21 protein-coding genes are annotated in these 20,710 nt (G+C 43.5%); 19 read left to right on the top strand and 2 right to left on the bottom strand.

The annotated features are described in order from the left end of the window. Positions 1–105 precede the first annotated feature (105 nt). The 17 genes from ACYH0L_RS16050 (at position 106) to ACYH0L_RS15970 (ending at position 15,986) form a co-directional block, all read left to right on the top strand. Positions 106–1,281 (top strand): ATP phosphoribosyltransferase regulatory subunit, encoded by a 1,176-nt coding sequence (locus ACYH0L_RS16050; protein ID WP_099728846.1) that lies wholly within the window; start codon positions 106–108, stop codon positions 1,279–1,281. Continuing rightward, on the top strand, positions 1,274–1,921 hold the full coding sequence (gene hisG, locus ACYH0L_RS16045) for an ATP phosphoribosyltransferase (protein WP_099728847.1): 648 nt from the start codon (positions 1,274–1,276) through the stop codon (positions 1,919–1,921). Before ACYH0L_RS16050 ends, hisG begins: the two co-directional genes overlap by 8 nt. Further along, the gene (hisD, locus tag ACYH0L_RS16040; RefSeq protein ID WP_327924374.1) at positions 1,918–3,207 is read left to right on the top strand and encodes a histidinol dehydrogenase; all 1,290 of its coding nucleotides are present in this window, start codon (positions 1,918–1,920) and stop codon (positions 3,205–3,207) included. Before hisG ends, hisD begins: the two co-directional genes overlap by 4 nt. After that, positions 3,204–3,788 carry an imidazoleglycerol-phosphate dehydratase HisB gene (gene hisB / locus ACYH0L_RS16035; protein WP_099728849.1) on the top strand — a complete coding sequence of 195 codons (585 nt, stop codon included), beginning with the start codon at positions 3,204–3,206 and terminating at the stop codon, positions 3,786–3,788. Before hisD ends, hisB begins: the two co-directional genes overlap by 4 nt. Then, entirely contained in the window at positions 3,788–4,426 is a 639-nt protein-coding gene (gene hisH / locus ACYH0L_RS16030) for an imidazole glycerol phosphate synthase subunit HisH (RefSeq protein ID WP_327924377.1), read from the top strand. The genes hisB and hisH overlap by 1 nt, the downstream gene beginning before the upstream one ends. Continuing rightward, positions 4,423–5,160 (top strand): 1-(5-phosphoribosyl)-5-[(5-phosphoribosylamino)methylideneamino]imidazole-4-carboxamide isomerase, encoded by a 738-nt coding sequence (hisA, locus tag ACYH0L_RS16025; protein WP_099728851.1) that lies wholly within the window; start codon positions 4,423–4,425, stop codon positions 5,158–5,160. The genes hisH and hisA overlap by 4 nt, the downstream gene beginning before the upstream one ends. Continuing rightward, positions 5,157–5,915 carry an imidazole glycerol phosphate synthase subunit HisF gene (gene hisF / locus ACYH0L_RS16020; RefSeq protein WP_230030701.1) on the top strand — a complete coding sequence of 253 codons (759 nt, stop codon included), beginning with the start codon at positions 5,157–5,159 and terminating at the stop codon, positions 5,913–5,915. Before hisA ends, hisF begins: the two co-directional genes overlap by 4 nt. Continuing rightward, on the top strand, positions 5,912–6,541 hold the full coding sequence (hisIE, locus tag ACYH0L_RS16015; protein WP_230030702.1) for a bifunctional phosphoribosyl-AMP cyclohydrolase/phosphoribosyl-ATP diphosphatase HisIE: 630 nt from the start codon (positions 5,912–5,914) through the stop codon (positions 6,539–6,541). The genes hisF and hisIE overlap by 4 nt, the downstream gene beginning before the upstream one ends. Before the next feature lie 130 nt (positions 6,542–6,671). Next, the gene (locus tag ACYH0L_RS16010; protein WP_327924381.1) at positions 6,672–8,132 is read left to right on the top strand and encodes a tetratricopeptide repeat protein; all 1,461 of its coding nucleotides are present in this window, start codon (positions 6,672–6,674) and stop codon (positions 8,130–8,132) included. 558 nt (positions 8,133–8,690) lie between these two features. Beyond that, complete coding sequence (locus tag ACYH0L_RS16005) at positions 8,691–10,058, top strand: C40 family peptidase (RefSeq protein WP_099727983.1); 1,368 nt, start codon at positions 8,691–8,693, stop codon at positions 10,056–10,058. Between the two features lie 234 nt (positions 10,059–10,292). Then, positions 10,293–11,243 (top strand): thioredoxin-disulfide reductase, encoded by a 951-nt coding sequence (trxB, locus tag ACYH0L_RS16000; protein ID WP_099727985.1) that lies wholly within the window; start codon positions 10,293–10,295, stop codon positions 11,241–11,243. A gap of 356 nt (positions 11,244–11,599) precedes the next feature. Then, a complete protein-coding gene (locus ACYH0L_RS15995; protein WP_099727982.1) occupies positions 11,600–12,064 on the top strand; it encodes an 8-oxo-dGTP diphosphatase in 465 nt (154 codons plus the stop codon). A 39-nt stretch (positions 12,065–12,103) separates the two neighbouring features. Next, positions 12,104–12,991: an RNase adapter RapZ gene (gene rapZ, locus ACYH0L_RS15990; protein WP_180275536.1), complete on the top strand. Its 888-nt coding sequence runs from the start codon at positions 12,104–12,106 to the stop codon at positions 12,989–12,991. Beyond that, the gene (locus ACYH0L_RS15985; protein WP_099727980.1) at positions 12,992–13,951 is read left to right on the top strand and encodes a gluconeogenesis factor YvcK family protein; all 960 of its coding nucleotides are present in this window, start codon (positions 12,992–12,994) and stop codon (positions 13,949–13,951) included. A gap of 17 nt (positions 13,952–13,968) precedes the next feature. After that, positions 13,969–14,919: a DNA-binding protein WhiA gene (gene whiA, locus ACYH0L_RS15980; protein WP_099727979.1), complete on the top strand. Its 951-nt coding sequence runs from the start codon at positions 13,969–13,971 to the stop codon at positions 14,917–14,919. A gap of 26 nt (positions 14,920–14,945) precedes the next feature. After that, entirely contained in the window at positions 14,946–15,203 is a 258-nt protein-coding gene (locus ACYH0L_RS15975) for an HPr family phosphocarrier protein (RefSeq protein WP_008348124.1), read from the top strand. 39 nt (positions 15,204–15,242) lie between these two features. After that, positions 15,243–15,986 (top strand): arylamine N-acetyltransferase family protein, encoded by a 744-nt coding sequence (locus ACYH0L_RS15970; RefSeq protein WP_230030706.1) that lies wholly within the window; start codon positions 15,243–15,245, stop codon positions 15,984–15,986. A 50-nt stretch (positions 15,987–16,036) separates the two neighbouring features. Here the strand turns inward: ACYH0L_RS15970 and ACYH0L_RS15965 are convergent, their stop codons facing one another. Continuing rightward, positions 16,037–16,525, bottom strand: coding sequence for a ribonuclease (locus tag ACYH0L_RS15965; RefSeq protein WP_099727976.1), 489 nt, complete (start codon positions 16,523–16,525; stop codon positions 16,037–16,039). Positions 16,526–16,901: 376 nt separating this feature from the next. Next, positions 16,902–17,879 carry a 2-hydroxyacid dehydrogenase gene (locus tag ACYH0L_RS15960; protein WP_482354152.1) on the bottom strand — a complete coding sequence of 326 codons (978 nt, stop codon included), beginning with the start codon at positions 17,877–17,879 and terminating at the stop codon, positions 16,902–16,904. A 564-nt stretch (positions 17,880–18,443) separates the two neighbouring features. Between ACYH0L_RS15960 and ACYH0L_RS15955 the strand changes: the two genes are divergently transcribed. Both ACYH0L_RS15955 and ACYH0L_RS15950 read left to right on the top strand, forming a co-directional pair. Then, positions 18,444–19,025, top strand: a complete 582-nt coding sequence (locus ACYH0L_RS15955) for a beta-class carbonic anhydrase (RefSeq protein ID WP_099727972.1) — start codon at positions 18,444–18,446, stop codon at positions 19,023–19,025. A gap of 37 nt (positions 19,026–19,062) precedes the next feature. Next, positions 19,063–20,685: a SulP family inorganic anion transporter gene (locus ACYH0L_RS15950; protein WP_099727971.1), complete on the top strand. Its 1,623-nt coding sequence runs from the start codon at positions 19,063–19,065 to the stop codon at positions 20,683–20,685. Positions 20,686–20,710 lie beyond the last annotated feature (25 nt).

Raw genomic sequence — 20,710 nt, 5'->3', positions numbered from 1 at the left:
TAAAAATGATTGATTTAATCACTTTATTTTGTTAGCATATTATCATATTAGCGAACTAAAGGATTCGGAATTTTTCGTTTTAATGTGTTGGAGGTGCGGAAGAACATGTTTATGTTTGAGAAACCATATGGTATGCGGGATTCATTGCCAGGATTGTATGAGACGAAGAAAAAAGTGAGACATTCATTAACAGAGGTCATGAATGGCTGGGGTTACCGTTTGATGGAGACACCAACGCTTGAATTTTACGATACAGTCGGTGTTCAATCGGCGATTACAGATACACAGCTATTTAAGCTCCTTGATCAAAACGGTCAAACCCTTGTGCTGAGACCTGATATGACGGGGCCGATTGCAAGAGTGGCGGCTTCAAAGCTTCATGAGCAGGCGTATCCACTTCGGGTTGGTTATGCAGCCAATGTGTTCCGGGCTCAGGAAAGAGAAGGCGGAAGACCATCTGAATTTGAGCAGGTCGGAATTGAATTGATTGGTGATGGTTCAATTAGCGCAGACGCTGAAGTCATTGCGCTTGTCGTATTTGCATTAAAAAATGCCGGGCTTCAATCCTTCAAAATAGCGATCGGGCATGTTGCTTTAGCCGAGACGTTATTTGTAGATGTACTGGGAAATACAGAGCGTGCAAACGTCCTTCGGCGATTTTTATATGAAAAGAATTATGTGGGATACCGGCAGCATGTAAAGCAATTACCCCTCTCATCGATCGATAAAATGAGGCTGTTACAGCTTTTAGATTTACGCGGCGGCGAGGAAGTTACGCAGCAGGCAGAGGAAATCGTGGTTTCACAAGAGGGAAAAGAGGTGCTCGCTGAGTTAAAAGCACTTTGGGAGACACTTGAAGATTACGGCTGTACAGAATATATCCGTTTAGACTTAAGCATGGTCAGTCATATGAGCTACTACACAGGCATTTTGTTTGAAGTATTTGCAGATCATGTTGGGTCTGTCATCGGGAGTGGAGGAAGGTATGATCAATTACTTGCTCATTTTGATGCACCTGCACCAGCTACAGGGTTCGGTCTTCGCTTAGACCGCCTTCTTGAAGCGCTAGATGCAAAAGAAATCAATGAACCGCAGGAGGCTGTGATTTTTAGTAAAGAACAAAGACTAGAAGCTTTTGCTTTTGCAGAAAAGGAGCGGTCAAAGGGGAAAAAGATCGTCCTGCAAGACTTAGCCGGTATTGAAAATATTGACGCGATGACCAAGGCATTTGAGCAAGTGACTTATTTTATCGGCGCTAGAAAGGAAGAGCAAAATGGGTAAAGTGTTGACGATGGCGATGCCAAAGGGCCGGATATTTGAAGAAGCAGCAGGGCTGTTAAGGCAGGCGGGGTATCAGCTGCCAGAGGAATTCGAGGATTCAAGAAAGTTAATCATTGATGTACCGGAAGAAAACCTCCGCTTTATTTTAGCCAAGCCAATGGATGTGACGACTTACGTAGAGCACGGTGTGGCGGATGTTGGTATTGCAGGGAAGGATGTCATGCTCGAAGAAGCTCGTGATGTATACGAAGTGCTCGATTTAAACATCAGCAAATGTCATTTAGCCGTTGCCGGATTACCAGGAGCCAGCTGGGGCGGTGTCGCGCCGCGTGTGGCAACGAAGTACCCAAACGTAGCCTCGTCCTATTTTAGAGAGCAAGGTGAGCAGGTAGAAATCATTAAGCTGAATGGTTCCATTGAATTAGCACCGCTCATCGGCCTTGCCGACCGAATTGTTGACATTGTCTCCACAGGTCAAACGCTGAAGGAAAATGGACTTGTCGAAACTGAACATATTTGTGATATTACGTCACGTTTTATTGTCAATCCTGTGAGCTACCGGATGAAGGATGCGGTGATCGATGAAATGGCGCAGCGTCTGGCAAGAATCATTGAAGGGGAAGGGGAGGAATCATCATGAACATCACCTATATACAAGAAGGTGAGACAGACACTCTCTCACTTAAGCGGTCTTTAGATACAGGAACGGAAGAGCAGCGTCAGGCTGTTCAGCGCATTATTCAAGAAGTGAGAAAAAATGGTAATGAAGCCGTACGGTCATTTACGAAACAATTTGACGGTGTATCCATTGAAGAGCCGCTTGTGACGGAGGATGAAATGGCAAGGTCCTACGAACGTTTGGAGCCGGAGATGATTCAGATTATCCAAACGGCTATCCGTCATATTCGAACATACCACGAGCGTCAGCTGACATCCTCTTGGTTTTATCACCAGCAGGACGGATCGATGCTCGGACAAAAGGTGACGCCGCTCGATGCGGTCGGTGTGTATGTCCCCGGCGGAACAGCCGCCTATCCTTCATCGGTTTTAATGAATGTGATCCCGGCACTTGTCGCTGGCGTTGAACGAATTGTCCTTGTGACACCACCAGGGAAAGACGGCCGTCTGTCTGATGCTGTACTAGTTGCCGCAAAGGAATTGGGTATTTCAGAAATGTACAAAATGGGCGGTGCGCAGGCGATTGCGGCTCTTGCCTATGGAACTGACAACATCCAGCCTGTTGATAAAATCACAGGTCCAGGAAACATTTATGTAGCACTTGCAAAGCGAGAGGTATTTGGTCAGGTTGATATCGATATGATTGCGGGTCCAAGTGAAATTGCTGTCCTGGCAGACGAAACGGCACTTGCGCATGAGGTGGCGGCTGATTTGCTTTCGCAGGCAGAGCACGATGCGTTAGCATCCAGTATTTTGGTGACACCGTCTAAGGCACTTGCTGAAAAAGTGCAGGCTGAGGTGCAGGCACAGCTGGACACTTTGCCAAGAAAATCAATCGCAGCACAATCCATACAAGATCATGGCCGTATTTACGTGACAGAATCAATTGATCGTGCAGTAGATGTCGTGAACCAATTAGCGCCAGAGCACTTAGAAGTGCTGACCGCTTATCCAGAATCGTTTCTTGGTCAAATCAAGCATGCAGGGGCGATTTTCTTAGGGCGTTATAGTCCAGAGCCAGTGGGAGATTATTTCGCAGGACCGAATCACGTGCTGCCAACAAATGGAACAGCTAGATTCTCAAGCCCGCTAAGCGTGACCGATTTTCAAAAGAAAACGAGCATTATTTCATACAGTAAAGAAGCCTTTGAGACACATAGGGAAAGCATTGCGGCTTTTGCAAGATTAGAAGGGCTTGAAGCGCATGCAAGGTCGATTGAAGCGAGAAAGCGGGAGGAATCAAAATGAGACAGGCGGAAACTGCGAGACAAACAAATGAAACGAACATTTCGTTAGCGTTAGAGATTGATGGAGAAGGAAAAGCGGATATTCAGACAGATGTCCCTTTTATGACGCACATGCTTGATTTATTTACGAAGCATGGACATTTTAATTTGACTGTAGATGCGAAAGGAGATACAGATGTCGATGATCACCACACAACAGAAGATATCGGCATCGTGCTTGGGCAAATGTTTAAGGAAGCATTAGGTGATAAAAAAGGAATCAAGCGGTACGGATCTAGCTTTGTTCCAATGGATGAAACCCTTGCCCAGGTCGTAGTCGACCTAAGCAATCGTCCTCATTTGGAAATGAGAGCGGTCTTCCCGAGTCAAAAGGTCGGCACCTTTGATACGGAGCTCGTTCATGAGTTTCTATGGAAATTTGCCCTTGAAGCCCGTATGAACCTCCATGTGATCGTTCACTACGGAACCAATACGCACCATATGATTGAAGCGATTTTTAAAGCGATGGCACGTGCCCTAGATGAAGCAACAACCATTGATCCGCGTGTGAAAGGGATTCCTTCGACAAAGGGGATGCTCTAATGATCGGAGTCATTGATTATGGGATGGGAAATTTGTTTAGTGTATCAAAAGCGCTGGAACGAGCTGGCGCCCCTTATATTGTTTCCTCTGAAGTGGAGGAGCTCAACAAGGCAGATGCTTATATTTTGCCAGGGGTGGGGTCGTTTCGTGATGCGATGCGGCTGCTAAGACAGACGGGACTTGAGGCGTTTATCCATCAAGTCGTGCAGGAAGGAAAGCTGTTATTTGGCATTTGTCTTGGCATGCAGCTGTTGTTTGAAGAAAGTGAAGAGGCAGGACTGACAAAAGGATTGGGGCTGTTAAAAGGACGTGTCGTTCTTTTAAAGGATGGCGATCAGGACGGACAAAGGCTGAAGGTACCTCATATGGGGTGGAACGAGCTCGCATTTCATCAGCCGTCTCCATTATTTGACGGTGTGCCGGAAGGGTTTGCGTACTTTGTTCACTCTTATTATGTGAGTGACATGAATATAGAAGAGCAATTGGCAAGCGCGGCCTATGGCGTACAAGTACCAGCAGTTGTTGGAAAGGGGAATGTGCTTGGGGCACAGTTTCACCCTGAAAAAAGCAGTACAACGGGAATGGCACTGCTCAAACAGTTTATTCAATTAGCAAAAGAACAGAGGGTGAACAAATGAGTGAATTTACACTGTATCCAGCGATTGATATGAGAAATGGCAAATGTGTACGACTTGTGCAAGGAGACTATGATCAAGAAACCATTTATGGAGATTCACCGCTAGATATGGCCGCGCGGTTTGCAAATGAAGGAGCGAAATGGATTCATCTCGTTGATCTAGATGGTGCAAAAGCTGGAAAGCGCGTCAATCATGAGCATGTGCTGGCGATTGCTTCCTCCTTAGATGTGAATGTACAAATAGGCGGCGGCATTCGGACAGAAGAGGACGTTGAATTTTATTTGAGCAATGGCGTATCTAGAGTCATTCTTGGCAGTTCTGCTGTTTCTAACCCAGCCTTTGTGAAAAAAATGCTTGCACAATATGGTGAGAAAATAGCGATTGGAATTGATGCACGAAATGGCTTTGTATCGACTGAAGGCTGGCTTGAAACGTCGAAAGTGAAGGCAGAGGAACTTGGCAAGGAACTGGCTAAGGAAGGTGCAGAGGTCTTTATTTTCACCGATATTCAAATGGATGGCATGCTCTCTGGTCCCAATGTGGAAAGTACGGTCCGATTAGCAGAAGCGACCAGAAAACAAGTCATCGCCTCAGGTGGAGTCAGTGCTGTCGCTGATATTCAAAAGCTGTCAGTGCAAAAGCATGCCGGTGTTTCTGGTGCGATCATTGGCAAGGCGCTTTACACGAAGCAGTTTACTTTAGCAGAAGCGTTTGAAGGGATTGACAGCATATGATGACAAAACGTATCATCCCATGTCTCGATGTGAAGGAAGGGCGTGTTGTCAAAGGTGTACAATTTCTAGGCTTAAAGGATGCAGGTGATCCTGTAGAATTAGCGCAGATCTATGATGAGGAAGGCGCGGATGAACTCGTCTTTCTTGATATTTCAGCCTCTCATGAAGGACGAAAAACGATGGTGGATGTGGTCAAGCAAGTAGCGTCCACTCTTGCTATACCGTTTACGGTGGGCGGCGGGATTAACCATCTTGATGACATGAAGCGTATATTAAGAGCGGGTGCAGACAAAGTATCGGTGAACACAGCGGCTGTTTTAAGGCCAGAGCTGATTTCAGAAGGAGCCGATTTTTTTGGTTCTCAATGCATCGTCGTCGCGATCGATGCGAAGTACGATGAAGAGAAAAAAGCATACATGGTCTATACCCACGGAGGGCGCCGTAAAACGGAAATAGAAGTCAGCGACTGGGCGAAAGAAGCAGTGCTGAGAGGAGCAGGGGAGATCTTGCTGACAAGCATGGATGCCGATGGTGAGAAAACAGGCTTTGATCATCGTCTGACGAAGTTTGTGTCAGAAGCAGTCACAGTGCCAGTCATTGCCTCTGGAGGCGCGGGCAATGCGCAGCATATGCTGGAGGCTTTTACAAAAGGAGAAGCTGATGCAGCATTAGCAGCCTCCATATTCCATTATAAAGAGACCTCGATTCAAGAGGTGAAGACATACTTGAGAGAACACGGGGTGAAGGTCAGATGAAACAGGCAAACGAATTAACTTTTAATGAGGCAGGCCTGATTCCTGCGATTGTACAGGATGAACAGAGCAAGGAAGTGCTGACGCTTGCGTATATGAATCAAGAATCCTATGAAAAAACGTTGGAAACAGGCGAAACATGGTTTTTTAGCCGTTCGCGAAATGAGCTTTGGCACAAAGGCGCCACATCTGGACATACCCAGCAAGTCACATCCATTCGCTATGACTGTGATAAGGACGCTCTGCTTGTACTCGTGGCACCAAGTGGCCCAGCGTGCCATACTGGCAGCTATAGCTGTTTTTCGGAAGAAGGCGTGAAGCCCCAAAGCGAAAAGCAGGACCGCTTTGCCATTTTAAATGAACTTGAACAGGTCATTGCAAAGCGTCAGGCAGAAATGCCAGAAGGAGCTTATACAACCTATCTATTTGAAAAAGGGGTCGATAAAATCCTGAAAAAGGTAGGGGAAGAAGCTTCCGAGGTCATCATCGCAGCGAAAAACCGTGATCAGGAAGAGTTGAAATGGGAAACAGCCGACCTCCTATATCACCTCCTTGTGTTATTACGTGAGCAGCAATTGCCGCTAGATGATGTATTAAAGGTATTAAAAAAGCGTCACCAAGGTGAATGAAAAGCCGGGGACACTCCTGGCTTTTTGCTTTTGAGTGAAAAACAAATCCTTCCTTTTCTTTTGTTCTATGTGACGACTCGTGAAGTATGTTATACTACACACGGTACACTGTTCGAAATGGAGGGTATCGGTGAGTAAATACACTTCTCAAAATCATCACACACAAGTCGTCCAACTATTCCAAGATGGGCATTACTTTTTTCATAAAGGTCTAAAAGCATATAGAGAAAGAAATCTGCCAAAGGCAGTTAAGCTGATACAGCGGGCTATTGTACTTGAGCCTGAAAATGTAGAAATGCTGTCACAGCTTGCCATTATTTATACTGAAATGGGTCATTACCAACAATCAAATGAACTGCTTGATTTCATCCTCGAACACGTAGATGAAAACATGTCAGAGTGTCACTATTTTAAAGCGAATAATTATGCCAATCTCGGACTTTTTCAAGAGGCCTATAAGTCAGCCACTGCTTATGCTGCTTTGGAAGAGGATGGGGAATTTACGGATGAAAATGATGATCTTCTCGACCTGCTCGATATGAGTGACGAAGAGGACGAAGATTTTCCTTATGATCAGGATGACCTGATTGTGAAGCAGGATCAAGCGAATCATTTGTTAGAAAGCGGCAGGCTTGACGAAGCTATTGAGATGCTAGAACAGATGATTGTTGAGTATCCAGAATTTTGGTCAGCTTATAATAATCTCGCTTTGGCCTATTTTTATTCTGGTCAGATTCATCAAGCGAAAGAGACGTTGAACCGGGTCCTTCATGAAAATCCCGGTAATCTGCATGCCCTTTGCAACCAGCTCGTGTTCTATCATTATGAAAAAGAAGAAGAGAAGGTCAACGTGTTAGCGAAGCAATTAACGCACGTGTATCCAATATTAAGTGAACAGCGTTATAAGCTTGGTGCGACATTTGCCCTCGTTGGAGAATTTGAATGGGCCTTTAAATGGCTTTATTCTTTGTATAAAACAGGCTTTCAGGGAGATAGTACATTTTTATACTGGCTTGCCAGTGCAGCCTATCAAACGGGCCACAAAACGCTGGCACAAACCGTTTGGGATAAGATGGTAGAAGAAGATATAGATGCAGATGAAATCAAGCCGTGGCAGGATAAACCAGAGGAGACTGAACCAATGGTCTCAATTGAGGAACGGCTAACTGCGTACTATGTCAGTAAACAAAAAGGTGAACGAGACGTTCTGCAGTCTGTCCTTGATGCCCGCGCAGCGAAAACAGCCTTTGAACAGCAATTCATCGAGCTGCTTTTATATGAAGATCAAATGGAAGAACGGTCTTTTTCAGGAGATGCGCTCTTCGCAAAACAGGCGGCATCCGCTTTGGAAAAAGCCGTGCAGCCTGATAACCACATGCCATATTTTTGGTTATTCCATATTATTCAGCAGGCACGTGCTTCTGGTGTAGATAAGAAAAATGCGCCTGCATGGGCAGCAGCTTCTTATTACCTATGGATGAATGAACAAGAAGAATCACCCGTCAGTAAAAAAGAGGTAGCGTCCTCTTTTCAGATCAGCGTTCAGACACTGTCTAAATATGAAAATGTCATTTATACGTTCATCGACTAATAGGTAAATAGATTCATAGAATAGCAGCATGACCCAAAAGGTCATGTCAGCGTGTAGACAAACCCTCGCATTCTTTGTCAGTCCTGCGTGCCGGTGCTCACGAATGTCAAATTCGCTCCGCTCCGGTACTCGTCTTTCCTAGACTTCAAAGGTTTTCTATCACGCTGAAAAGAAGACAAAGGGCTAAAATGAAGATCATTTTAGCCCTTTGTCAACAATCTGGCATGACCTAAAGGTCATGCTTTTTTCTTGGATAAAAAGGTGGGATTTGCAAGGATTTGGCGAAGTATGACAATCACGACATGTTTTTGAAACATAAATGTAATAAAAATATTAGCTCATTTTGTCGATGTCTCATGTATAATGAAAATCGTGGATTAAAACAAAGACATATATTTAGATATTTTACTATACATAATGAAACACCTAGTGATAGAAACAATCTGGTCAACATCTGACTGATCAATCAGGAAGAAAGACATAGAGAGCACAGATTGGTCGCAGAGAATTTGCTGCTTTCTAATGTCGCTTGGGAAATTGTCAAAGGAGGAACTATTCGTGAAAAAGTTTATCACTTTCGGTTTAGCTTCGGTGATCGGAGCGAGCGGTTTATTTATCCCATTTACTCATGAAGCAAATGCACAGGACTTTGAACAAAAGAAACAAGAACTAGACAGCAAGCAATCTGAGGTAAACAAGAATCTTCAAAAGAAAAAAGAAGAGCTTTCAAAACTTGAAGCAAAACAAGAGGCACTTGCACTAAAGCTGAAAGAAATTGACGAGAAAGCTTTAAAAACAAGTGATCAAATCGAAGAAAAACAAGCAGAAAATGAAAAAACAAAAAAAGAAATCAAAGCACTGAAAAAAGAAATTGCTGATACAGAAAAACGTATTGAAGAAAGAAACGAATTTTTGAAAAAGCGTGTACGTGCGCTTCAAGAAAACGGCGGTTCTACGAAATACATAGATGTATTACTAGGAGCAAAAAGCTTTAGCGATTTCATCAGCCGTGCAGGTGCTGTATCTACACTAATCAACGCAGACAGCGAAATCATTAAAGAGCAAGAAAGAGATAAAGCTGAACTCCAAAAGTCTGAAAACGAATTAAACACAAAGCTTGAAGATGTTCAAAAGACACTTGCAAAGCTTGAAACACTTCAAACGGACTTGAATAAACAGCTTGATGAAAAAGACAAGCTATTCAAGCAAGTGAAAAAGCAAAAAGGAAGTGCTTCTTCTGAAATCAGTGAATTAAACAGCCAGGCTAACAGCATTGCATCTGAAAAAGACGCAACAGTTGCTGCACAAAAGCAAGCTGAAAAAGAAGCAAGAGAAGCAGCTCAAAAAGCAAAAGAAGAAAAAGCACAAAGACAGCAGCGTCAAGCTAGTGTTCAAACAGAAGACAACAGCTCAAATAACGATAGCAGCCCGTCTTCAAATAACAGTGGATCATCTAATAACAACAGCAGTTCACCAAGCAAGAAGCCATCTTCTGGCGGTGGATCACCTGTCAGCAATAACGTAGGCGGAATCGAAGGTGCCATCAGCACAGGTTCTACCATTGTTGGACAATCTCCATATAAATGGGGCGGCGGCAGATCACAGGCCGATATTAACGCACGTCGTTTTGACTGTTCTTCATTCGTCCGCTGGGCATTCGCATCAGCAGGCATCAACCTTGGACCAGTTGGCGGAACAACAACAGATACGCTTGTAGGTAAAGGAAGAGCTGTAAGTGCATCTGACATGAAACGCGGAGACCTTGTGTTCTTTGATACGTATAAAGTAAATGGACACGTTGGTATTTACTTAGGAAACGGTACATTCTTGAACGATAACAGCTCCCATGGTGTTTCAGTTGATTCAATGAGTAATCCTTATTGGAAGAGATATTTCAATGGCGTTGTAAGAAGAGTCGTTGAATAAATCACTACTTTGTATATAACCGTAAACAGGCTTCCTTAAACAGCAGTTTAAGGAAGCTTTTTCTTTTTTTGAAGATATGAGCAAATGATTCGCTTATTCCCCGCAGATTTAATAGGATATGGGTAAGGAATAAAAGCTAAGAATGGAAATGATGCTTTCTGTCATGAATGGAAGCATCACCCAAGGGCATTCTAATAGGAAATGCTAGCAGCAATTGAAGAGGGAGTGACAGTTGTGTCAGAAGAAAAAATCTACGATACGATCATCATTGGAGCGGGTCCTGCCGGAATGACAGCCGCTGTTTATACATCACGGGGAAATCTTTCAACATTAATGATTGAAAGAGGAATTCCAGGCGGACAAATGGCGAATACCGAAGATGTTGAGAACTATCCTGGCTTTGAAAGCATTTTAGGGCCGGAACTTTCAAATAAAATGTTTGAGCATGCGAAGAAATTCGGTGCGGAGTATGCGTATGGCGATATTAAAGAAATTGTTGACGGTGAAGAGTACAAAATCGTCAAAGCCGGTTCAAAAGAATACAAAGGGCGCTCTGTCATTATTGCAGCAGGTGCTGAATACAAAAAAATCGGTGCACCAGGTGAAAAAGAGCTTGGCGGCCGCGGCGTATCATACTGTGCAGTATGTGACGGTGCCTTCTTTAAAAACAAAGAGCTTGTTGTGATTGGCGGCGGAGACTCTGCGGTAGAAGAGGGTGTTTACCTCACACGCTTTGCATCAAAAGTAACGATTGTCCATAGACGCGACAAACTTCGTGCCCAAAGCATCTTACAAGCACGTGCCTTTGATAACGAAAAAATCGACTTCATGTGGAATAAAACCGTAAAACAGATTAATGAAGAAAACGGAAAAGTCGGCAGTGTGACATTAATTGATACCGTGACAGGTGAAGAAGAAGACTTCAAAACAGACGGCGTCTTTATCTACATCGGTATGCTGCCACTTTCTAAACCATTTGAAAACCTAGGGATTACAAATAAAGAAGGCTATATTGAGACAAACGAAAGAATGGAAACAAGAGTAGAAGGCATTTTCGCAGCTGGTGACATTCGTGAAAAAACACTTCGTCAAATTGTCACAGCAACAGGTGACGGAAGTATTGCAGCACAGAGCGCACAGCATTATGTAGAAGAGCTTGCTGAAAAGCTAAAAGCAGCGAAATAAACGGCTGTCGTAAATCCTTAATATAGCGTCACGGGCTTTTAACTGGAATGTAACACGGGTGAAACAATTATCCGTTATGATAAAGCTAGTAATTGACCCCCTTTTATAAAGAATATATGTTTGGCACGGATGTGAATCCGTGTCCTTTTTTTGCATAAAATCAGAAATTCACGAGATGTTCACAAATGACGCATGGAGAACCGTTAGATGTTGTAAAATGAAGAGTAGAGAAATTGGACGTGACATCATTCAGACGAAAACCTGTCTATTTTCGGTGAAGAACGGGCATGTTCATTGTGGGAGTCAGGATGAACCTGTATAATAAGAAAAAGACATATAAGAGTAGGTGACAGCTGATGCAACGAGTAACCAATTGTGTGCTGCATCACGAAGATCAAGTTCTCTTGCTGCAAAAGCCAAGACGCGGCTGGTGGGTAGCACCCGGCGGCAAAATGGAAAGCGGAGAATCGGTCAAGGATTCAGTCGTTCGAGAGTATAGAGAAGAAACAGGCATTTATATTTTAAATCCGCAGCTAAAAGGTGTTTTTACCTTTATCATAAAAGAAGGCGATCAAATCGTTCAAGAGTGGATGATGTTCACCTTTATGGCAGATTCATTTACCGGGAAAAACGTGACAGAATCAGAGGAAGGTATTTTAAAATGGCATGACGTACAGGATGTGCCTAGTTTGCCGATGGCTCCTGGAGATTCCCATATTCTTGACTTCATGCTAAAGGGAAAAGGACTTCTCCACGGCACTTTTACGTATACACCCGATTTTGAACTAATTGCTTATCGGTTAGATCCTCAAGGAGACTAATAAATGAACCGTTTTCATAAAGAAGGAGAGGGAGCAGGCATGAATACGCACAAACAAGATGATATTCAGCTTGTGATTATTACAGGAATGTCAGGTGCAGGGAAAACCGTTGCCATTCAAAGCTTTGAAGACTTAGGTTACTTCTGTGTGGATAACTTACCACCATCACTTTTACCGAAGTTTCTAGAGCTTATGAAGGAATCGAATTCAAAGATGAGCAAGGTGGCTCTTGTGATGGATTTGCGCGGCCGCGAATTCTTTGATAGCTTAGTTGCTGCCTTAGATGAAATGAATGATATCGGCTGGATCACACCAAGGATTCTATTTTTAGATGCAAACGATAAGGTGCTTGTCTCAAGATACAAAGAAACGAGACGTTCGCATCCCCTTGCAACAACAGGACTGCCGCTCGAAGGTATTGCAATGGAGCGCGAGCTGTTAGAGGAGTTAAAAGGCCGATCTCAAATGATTTTTGACACATCGGATCTGAAACCAAAACAGCTTCGAGAAAAAATTGTCACACACTTTGCCACCAATCAAGGGCAGGTGTTTACAGTGAATGTGATGTCATTTGGCTTTAAATATGGTCTGCCGATTGATGCTGATCTTGTATTTGATGTGAGATTCCTACCGAACCCTTACTATATTGAGAGCATGCGTCCACAGACTGGAAACGATGAAGAAGTGCGCTCCTATGTGATGAAATGGAGTGAAACGCAAAGGTTCACAGAGAAATTAATCGATCTTCTCAGCTTTATGCTTCCGTCCTATAAACGAGAAGGAAAAAGCCAGCTTGTGATCGCCATTGGCTGTACGGGCGGCCAGCATCGATCTGTGACGCTCGCTAACTATTTAGCGGAGTATTTTAAAAACGATTACTATACACATGTCACTCACCGGGACATTGAAAAGAGAAGCAGAAAATAGATGACGACACTACCAAAGGTTGTCATTCTCGGCGGCGGTACTGGCTTATCTGTATTGCTCAGAGGGCTAAAAACAAAACCAGTGGATATTACCGCCATTGTAACGGTTGCTGATGATGGGGGCAGCTCAGGCAGACTGCGCCATGATTTGAATATTCCGCCTCCAGGCGATATTCGAAATGTACTTGCGGCACTCTCTGATGTTGAACCGCTTGTAGAAGATTTATTTCAGCACCGTTTTAACAAAGGGAATGACTTAACAGGCCACTCTCTCGGCAACCTCATTCTTGCGGCTATGACAAATATAACCGGTGATTTTTTTCATGCCGTCACAGAAATGAGCAAGGTCTTAAATGTGAGAGGAAAAGTATTGCCAGCAGCGAATTCAAGTGTTGTTCTTCACGCGGAATTAGAAAATGGGCAAGTGGTGACTGGAGAATCTAAAATCCCAACCTATGGGGAAAGGATTAAACGAGTGTTCCTCACACCAAATACGATTGAGCCGCTCCAAGATTCCATTCAAGTCATCCGTGAAGCTGATTTGATCGTCATTGGACCTGGCAGCTTATATACGAGTATTTTGCCGAACTTGCTTGTACCGCATATTGGAGAAGAAGTGATTCGCTCTAAGGCGAAAAAAGTGTATATTTGTAATGTCATGACGCAGCCGGGGGAAACGCTTTCCTACAGTGCAGCTGATCATGTGCAGGCATTAAACGATCATATGGATCGACCGTTCATTGATATCATTTTTGTGAACAATAAAGAAATTCCAGAAGAAATCAAAGCAAAATATGCAGAAGAACAGGCGCAGCCTGTACAGTTCGACACCGATGTACTCAAAGCAATGGGACTGGAAGTCATCCCTGGAGAAATCATTACATATGACCAACATGTGATTCGTCACGACACGCTCAAGGTGGCCTCACTGCTCGTCGACCTGCTGCATCAGAAAAAATAGGAATGGGGGTGGCAAGGATGTCATTTGCATCCGAAACAAAAAAAGAGCTGACTAATCTGGACGTGAAGGACTGCTGCTCAAAAGCAGAGCTTTCTGCCCTCATCCGTATGAACGGTTCATTATCTTTCTCTAATCGAAAATTGATTATAGATATACAGACAGAGAACGCAGCCATTGCACGACGCATTTATACGCTGCTTAAAAAGAAATATGACGTGACAGTCGAGCTGCTCGTCCGTAAGAAAATGAGATTAAAAAAGAATAATGTGTATATTGTCAGACTGGTAGAACGAGCGAAAACCATTTTAGAGGATTTGAAAATATTAGGTGAACAATTTGTATTTGAGCGCAATATTTCAGAAGAACTTGTGAAGAAAAGATGCTGCAAGCGCTCCTATATGAGAGGTGCTTTTTTAGCAGGCGGTTCTGTGAATAATCCAGAAACGTCTTCCTATCACCTTGAGATTTTTTCGCTATACAAAGAACATAATGATGCCCTTTGTGAGCTGATGAATCAATTTCATCTCAACAGTAAAACACTTGAGCGCAAAAAAGGGTATATTACGTACATGAAAGAAGCTGAAAAAATTACGGAATTTCTAAGTGTTGTGGGCGCCCATAACTCATTGCTTCGCTTTGAAGACGTGCGAATCGTCCGTGATATGAGGAATTCCGTGAACCGGCTCGTCAATTGTGAAACAGCAAACTTGAATAAAACGATCGGTGCCTCACTGCGTCAGGTCGAAAACATTCAATTCATTGATGAAAAAATTGGACTGGATGCTCTGCCGGATAAACTGCGTGAAATTGCGAAACTGCGAGTCGACTATCAAGAAGTCACGCTGAAGGAACTTGGCGAAATGGTGGAAAGCGGCAAGATCAGCAAATCAGGCATTAACCACCGCTTAAGAAAGCTAGATCAAATTGCAGAACAATTACGAAACGGACAAGCTGTTACACTTAAATAGGGAAATAAAAAAGGGAGGCAGATCATATGGTGGAAAAAACGGTCACAATCCAGCTGAAAACAGGTTTACAGGCACGTCCAGCTGCTTTATTCGTACAAGAAGCCAATCGCTTTGGTGCGGATATTTTTCTAGAGAAAGATGGGAAAAAGGTCAATGCGAAGAGCATTATGGGTCTCATGAGTCTTGCGATCAGCTCTGGGGTCACTGTCAAACTGATTGCAGATGGTGCGGATGAACAGGAAGCCATTGATGCGTTAACGGATTTTATCAATCAAGAAAACTGAGTCTCTTCACAGGCTCAGTTTTTTTAGGAGGGAATGTGGATGATTCAATCAGCCTTTTTACAGAAGATCGGATACGAAGGTCAGTCCATCACCTTTGATCACTTGCCTGCTTTATTAAAAAAGATGGCGTATACTTTTCCATTCGAAAACAGATCTGTGCTGAATAAACAATCCTATGACTTGGATCAAGAAGGGTTGAAGCAGCATCTTCTTGAAGGAAAGAGAGGGGGGCTTTGTTATGACCTCAATCCTCTCTTATATTATGTGTTAAAAGAGGCAGGACTCGCTGTACAGCTCGTTCAAGGGACAGTGTATAACAAGGAAGCGGACACGTGGGCAATTGATGGAACGCACGTAGCCATAGTCCTGAAACATCACAACAAACGCTTTCTCATTGATGCAGGCTTCGGAGTCAATTTACCTCTTCAGCCTGTACCCTTTACAGGTGAATGGGTAGAAGCACCGTCTATTCGTTTTCGCGTCAAAGCAGAGGAAACCGAAAAAGGGACACACCTGCTCCAATTAGACAGAGGAGAAGGTGCTGAAACAGGCTATGCTTATACATTAAAAGAAGTCAACGAGCACACTCTGGTCCAAATGAGGCAGGAGATTTATGAAAATGAAGCATCCCCATTTAACAAAAGACCGCTTGCTTCAAAGCTGACGCCGACAGGGCGTGTTGTCGTCACGGAGGATCATGTCACCACACATGAACATGAAGAAGTATCGAAAAAGCCGCTCCCACAGCCTTTTGAGGACTACGTGAAAACTCTTATACCGTGAACAATATAAAAAGACAGCCCTTTTGACCTAGGGCTGTCTTTTTTCATTGACTAACGAATACGTGTAAATGTCGCATAGTGGTCCGTTGTTTTGTAGATGAGCCAGTCACTTGAATACACGAGGCGGTCAGCATTACGGAAGCCGGAGACGTAGTTGATATCTGCCTCACGCCATGTTCGGCCGCTGGCTGAAGGAAGACGTCCCTCCCGGTTAGAGAAAACATCTCCACCGATGCTTTTGCCTGGCGCAACCTCCGCTAGATTTCCCTTCGATGCAACCCATCCAAGAGCACTTGCTTGTGATTTTGTGATGTAATTATCAGGTAGTCGTTTGTAGCGAATTAAATAATCTGCTACCCCATCAAATGTATTAATGACGGCAAGGGTACGCAAATCTGATGCAAGTTGAATGGAAGCAGGTTCATTCGTGGCTGTTGGTGTAAGAGGTGTTGCTGCTTGAGCTTGCTGCGGGATAAATCCAGAAAACAGAATAGCAGCGATCAGAGCGAACATAGTAAAAATCGAACTTATTTTTTTCATCTTCATCCTCCTATAAAGGAAATCGGATGCTGTCCTCTTGTTGCTTGTCTATCCATATTATAGCACCCGAATATGAAGGAAATGTAAAGAATCAGAACCTTTGCTAAAATGAGTCTTTTCTCCCGAGTCCATTCTTAGGTAATAAATAAAAAGACGCAGCTCCCTGCGCCTTTCAGCGTGTAGACAAACCCTCGCATTCTGTGTCAGTCCTGCGTGCCGGTGCTCACGAATGTCAAATTCGCTCTGCTCCGGTACTCGTCCTTCCTAGACTGCAAAGGTTTTCTATCACGCTGAAAAGAAGACAAAGGGCTAAAATAAAGATCATTTTAGCCCTTTGTCACAGTCTAAAAGACGCAGTTCCCTGCGCCTTTTTCCATTAAGTTGTGGCAAGCTCCTTCACAACATCAACAGGGGCCTTGCCATCAATTCCGTGAATCACATTATGAATGGCTCGTTTTAGCATGAGATCTCTTGTTGTTTCAGTAGCGGAACCGATGTGAGGGGCAAGAGTAACCTGGTTCATCTCTTTGAATGGATGATCTTCCTGGAGCGGTTCTTGCTCATACACATCAAGACCTGCCCCTTTGATCCATCCCTCCTGAAGCGCTTGAATCAGACTTTGCTCATCCACTGTTTTTCCGCGGGAGATGTTCACGAATAAAGCTGTCTGCTTCATTAACTTAAATTCTCGTTCCCCCATCATATGATACGTTTCTTCGGTTAGCGGTGTGATCAAGACAATGATATCGGCTTGCTTCAGCAGGTCATCAAGTGCGCAATACACAGCGCCATACGCCGATTCAGCCTTTTCATTCCGGCTCCGGTTATGATAGAGGACGTTCATATCAAAACCAAGTGCTGCCCGTTTGGCTACTTGCTCCCCGATACGGCCCATGCCAATAATGCCGAGCGTTTGATGATGAACATCAATGCCAAATATATCTTCTTCCTGTACAAATTTCGTCCATTTCCCCTCGCGGATAAAACGATCAAGCTCGGTGATTCTTCTCGCCGAGGAGAGAATGAGCGAAAAGGCGAGATCAGCGACGGTATGATCAAGTGTATGAGGAGTGTGCGTGCCGATCACCCCTCTTTGTTTCATGGCTTCTATATCAAAGTTGTCATAGCCGACCGAGTTATTGCTCACCACCTTGAGTTTTGGTGAGTGATTTAATAGCTCCTGATCGATTTTCGTTCCAGACGTCAAAAGGCCATCAGCATGTTGCAGCTTCTCAAACAAAATATCTCTTGGAATGGGGTCCTTTGATTGCCACACCTCGTATGTACAATGTTCCTTTAGTATTTTCTCAAAAGAGGCAGGTAAGGGTTTGGCGACAAAAATATGTGGTGTCACAGTCAACTCGCTCCTTTCACATCGTCATCTTGCTCCTTTTATTATAAAGCAACCATTTCGGTATCACACGTTTGAATATGAGTTGTTCAATATTTAATATACTGAAATAACGGTGAAGGAGAGACATTTTCTTAGTGAACAAGTATATTCATAAGCCATCTGATGCATTTTTAAAACATAAAAAATAAGCTATTGGTAGATGTGTCATGGGAAACTATCAGATTTTTTGAGAGATTATCTGACAAACTGGAAAATAGATCGAGACTTTTTGATAGAAAATTTATTATATTTGAAATGTATTAAACGGGACGTCCATTTTCTACTAAACCATTTCATCGTCTTTTGATGAACTGAGAACAATAGATTGAAAGAGCAGGCCGCATATCCCTTACGCTGAAGCGGTACAAAGATCAAAATAGAGAAAATGCTTACATTTTTTCTCATCGTTTTCTCATTTTTTTCTTTTTTTTCTATCATTTTTCTTCTCTATGCTTGAGAGCACACGAGAGAAAAGGGGGACAGGCAAGGCGTTACGATACTTAAAAAAAGATGGGAGATGGCAACATGGGATCAAAATTAGAAGAGATTCTTCAGCACAATTCAGAGTTTGTAAATGAGAGACATTATGAGCCTTACAAAGCGGGGAAATTTCCTGAAAAGAAACTGGTCATTTTAACTTGTATGGATACACGTCTTTTGGAACTGTTACCGCAATCCATGGGGCTGCGTAACGGTGATGCCAAAATCATTAAAAACGCCGGAGCCATCGTTACACATCCGTTCGGCAGTGTGATGCGGAGTATTTTACTAGCCATCTATGAGCTGAAAGCAGAGGAAGTGTGCATTGTGGGACATCATGAATGCGGAATGGCAGGTCTTGCGGCAGAGCCTTTACTTGAAAAGGCCAAAGCACGCGGAATTGAAGAGAAATGTTTGAGCATTGTGAAAAACTCAGGGGTTGATTTAAAGGGCTGGCTGACAGGCTTTGATTCGGTTGAAGAGAGCGTGTCCCAAAGCGTGAAATTAGTCAAAGAGCATCCGCTGATGCCAAGTGATGTGGCTGTTCATGGACTAGTGATTCATCCAGCAACAGGAAAGCTGGATGTCGTTGTAAAAGACAAACAGATCGATCCACAGTATACCTAAATCATCTACACATACTTGAAGGAGGCCAACACATACCATGCGTTTTTATGGAAGATTTGAAGGTTATGATTCATCAAAATTTAGACGCGATTTAATCGCTGGGCTTGTCGTGGGCGTTGTGGCAATTCCTTTAGGCATGGCATTTGCCATTGCATCTGGTGTCGGACCAGAATATGGATTATACACAGTCATCGTTGCCGGCATTTTGATTTCATTGTTTGGTGGTTCAAAGTATCAGATCGGCGGGCCGACCGGGGCGTTTGTTCCGATTTTATTCGGGATTGTCAGCCAGTACGGTATTGAAAACTTACTCATTGCCGGTTTTATGGCAGGCTGTTTGCTTGTATTGTTCGGAATATTCAAACTAGGGAAGCTCATGAAATTTATTCCTCGTCCGGTTATCATCGGTTTTACTGCTGGTATTGCTGTCATTATTTTTTCAGGGCAGATTGCCAACTTCCTCGGATTAAAGGGTGTTGAAAAGCATGAAAGCTTTTTCCTCAATATGAGAGAAATCGTGGTCCATCTCGGCACCACAAATAGTCTCGCCATCATCACAGCCGTCATCGGGCTCATCGTGATTTTGGTGGCACAAAAATACATTCCCAAAATACCTGGTGCTCTATTAGGTTTATTGGCTTCAACATTTGTAGCCGTTCTCTTTTTCCAAGGACAAGTTGAAACAATTGGCTCTGCATATGGTGAAATCCCTCGCCAGCTGCCAAGCTTCGCTTTTCCTGAATTAACGATCGAAAAAATGATTTATCTGCTGCCTCCAGCCATTGTCATTGCGCTTTTAGGCGGTGTGGAGTCAATCTTGTCAGCAATGGTTGCTGATAATATGAAAGGCTCTAAGCATGACAGCAACAAGGAGCTTGTCGGGCAAGGAATCGCCAATATGGCGGCACCGCTTTTCGGAGGGATTCCAGCGACTGGAGCCATTGCCCGTACAGCAACGAACATCAAAAATGGAGGAGCAAGTCCGATTTCAGGTGTTGTGCATGGCGTCGTTGTATTGCTCATCTTAATGCTCTTTGCACCATATGCATCCATGATTCCACTTGCTGCCATGGCACCAATTTTAATGTTTGTTGCTTGGAATATGAGTGAGAAAAAAGAGTTTATCAATATTGTGAAAGTGAGAAATGCGGATTCACTTGTACTTGTCGTGACCTTCCTCTTAACGGTCATCGGTGATTTGATTATTGGCGTCACCGCAGGTCTCATTTTAGCGTTTATCGCCTTTATCAAAAAAATGAGCCAGACGACCAACATTCATACAAATGTCGCTGTTCCTCAAATAGAAACGGCAGCCACTTTAGAAAAACAGACAGACCAGAAAGATATCAGTATGTATTCAATTGAAGGACCACTGTTCTTCGGTACAACAGATTCATTGGAAAATTCGATTTTGGATCATGTTCAGACAAAGCCGAAAACGCTCATCCTGCTCATGAATAAAGTCAACTATATGGACACATCAGCAGAAGCGGTCCTGATGAACATCTCCAATCGTTTAAAGCATCATAATGGAAAACTGATGATTGTCGGACTACAATCACAGCCAAAAGAGCTTTTGCATCGTACGGGTCTTTTTCATCAAATTGGAAAGCAGCATTTCTTTGAACGAACGGATGATATTTCACCACAGCAGCTATAAGGGTGTAAAAAAAGCACGTGACAGT

The sequence above is a fragment of the Bacillus sp. MC1252 genome (assembly GCF_056838025.1).
This window is presented reverse-complemented; position numbering and strand designations above follow the sequence as displayed.